The sequence below is a fragment of the Parafrankia discariae genome, from assembly GCF_000373365.1.
Lineage (GTDB): Bacteria > Actinomycetota > Actinomycetes > Frankiales > Frankiaceae > Parafrankia > Parafrankia discariae.
The window spans coordinates 1-2,177 of the sequence record NZ_KB891178.1 but is presented as its reverse complement, the minus strand read 5'-3'; the positions used below and the strand labels follow the sequence as shown (position 1 = coordinate 2,177).

The window sequence follows — 2,177 nt, the reverse complement described above, 5'->3', positions numbered from 1 at the left end:
CATGGTCAACGTCACTGGTCTTGAAGATCCCGTCTCGCCCTGCGCTACAGAGGTCTCAAAGATCCATCTGTCTCACGGGAGTCTGACAGACAGGGTCATCTCCGTCTGTCCCTGTTTTGGATCGGTTGGCCGTGGCCGCCACGCCAGTCCGCCACGGTCAGCGTCGCCGGCAGGTTTGCTGGTGGTGTTCGCCCAGGTCACCGACCCGCGGAAACGCCGCGGGCGCCGGCACCGGCTACCGGTCCTGCTCACGCTGGCGACCTGCGCGGGGCTGGCGGGTGCCCGGTCGTTTACCGCGATCGCCGAGTGGGCCGCGGACGCCGGCGAAACCGTCTGGTCGGCGTTGGGGATCGTGCGAGTCCCGGACGCCTCGACGTTCCGCCGGGTCTTCACGCTGCTCGACGCCGACGCGTTGGACACCGCCCTCGGAGCCTGGGTCGCCGCCGCAACCAGCCCGGGAACGAGAACGCGGCGGCGGGTCGCGGTCGACGGTAAGACCCTGCGTGGCTCCCGAACCGGCGAGGTCACCGGTCGGCATCTGCTCGCAGCCCTCGACCATGACACCGGTGTCGTGCTCGGCCAGGTCGCGGTGGACGCGAAGACGAACGAGATCCCCGCGCTGCCCGTCCTGCTCGCCGGCCTCGACCTGACCGGCGTGATCGTCACCGCGGACGCGTTGCATACCCAGACCGAAACCGCGCGCTGGCTGATCAGCCGCGGGGCGCACTACGTCCTGACGGTGAAGGCGAACCAGCCCAGCCTGTATGCCCAGCTCGCAGCCCTGCCCTGGGGCCAGGTCAGGACCACCGCGCGGACCGTCGAGCGTGGCCACGGCCGCCGCGAGCGGCGCACCGCGAAAGCCACCGAGGTCCGCGCCGGACTGCTCTTCCCCCACGCCGTGCAAGCAGTACAGATCACCCGCCGACGCCAGCCATTCACCGACGGACCCACCGAGACCGAGGTCGCCTACCTCGTCACCAGCGTGGCGACCCATCAGGCCAGCCCAACCCAGCTCGCCGCGATCATCCGGGAGCACTGGCACGTGGAGAACCGGCTGCACTGGGTCCGTGACGTCACCTTCGGTGAGGACCTCAGCCAGGTACGAACCGGCAACGCTCCCCAGGTCATGGCCAGCCTGCGCAACCTCGCGATCGCAGTCCTACGCCTGACCGGCGTCACGAACATCGCCGCAGGAATCCGTCACCACGCCCGCCGCCCCGAACGCCCACTAGAGACGATCATGAAGTTTGTTTGCTAACCGACAACTATGCCGGGGCCCTGGTGGCGGAACCGTTCTGGTGGCGGAACCGTTGGCGGGACTTCGACGCCAGGTCAGGCGGTGGCGGCGCGCTTTGAACGGCGGGTTCGGGTGCCGACATCAACGGCGCGGTGCGGGGTGGCGCCGTCGGCGACCGCGTCGAGCTCGGTGGCGATGTTACGGCGGATGACGGTGAGGAGGTGGTCTCGTTCGTTGTCGTCGAGATCGTGCAGCAGGCTGGTCAGCAGGCTCACCGGGTTGCTCCTCGTCGCTTTGGCCCGTGCCGGCGCATCATGCTCGCGGCTTGCCAGCGTGTACCCGCACCTTCCCTCACCCACACCATGCCGACTCGCACCGAATCGGTCGACGCATGGTCTCGCCGCACAGGCCGTCGCCCGTCGACGGATCATGGCCCGAGGATGGGGACCCGGTACCTGCCCACAGGTGACCGGGTCGGCGTCGCCGGTTCGAAGGGACGACGGCCGCGAGGCTACCTGCCAGGCGCTTCCGCCCCCCAGCTCCCATCGGTGACAAACCGTAATCATGGTCGGGTGGATGGATGGAGGTATCGGACGGTCCTCTTCGGAGGAACTGGGGTGCGTCGAACTCAGGCGGCCCGGACCCAGCCCATCGCATAGCGGAATCGATGATTCAACCTAATCGGATCTTTGATATTTAGACCCGAAGGCGGTTCACCTTGCCTCGACTGGGGCAGGCATGGAGGGCTCCCGCCCTGACACTCCATCCCACCATGAATGGCAAGGATGGAGATATCAGCTCCCTTCGCGACATGGGGTGTCCGCGCCAGTAGTTGCATTCAAACGCAATACGCCATCTCTATGCATGAACGGGGGCGGCTCCTTTTTCCGGGTTGCCTTGCCCTAGGATCGGCAGCCATGCTCCCTTTAATTCTTCGGGT

2 protein-coding genes are annotated in these 2,177 nt (G+C 67.1%); one reads left to right on the top strand and one right to left on the bottom strand.

Annotated elements, in window-relative coordinates:
• The first annotated feature begins 181 nt into the window (after positions 1-181).
• Positions 182-1,258: an ISAs1 family transposase gene (locus B056_RS0109615; RefSeq protein WP_230202923.1), complete on the top strand. Its 1,077-nt coding sequence runs from the start codon at positions 182-184 to the stop codon at positions 1,256-1,258.
• Positions 1,259-1,332: 74 nt separating this feature from the next.
• Here B056_RS0109615 and B056_RS0109610 read toward each other — a convergent pair whose 3' ends face one another.
• Entirely contained in the window at positions 1,333-1,512 is a 180-nt protein-coding gene (locus B056_RS0109610; RefSeq protein WP_018501651.1) for a hypothetical protein, read from the bottom strand.
• Positions 1,513-2,177 lie beyond the last annotated feature (665 nt).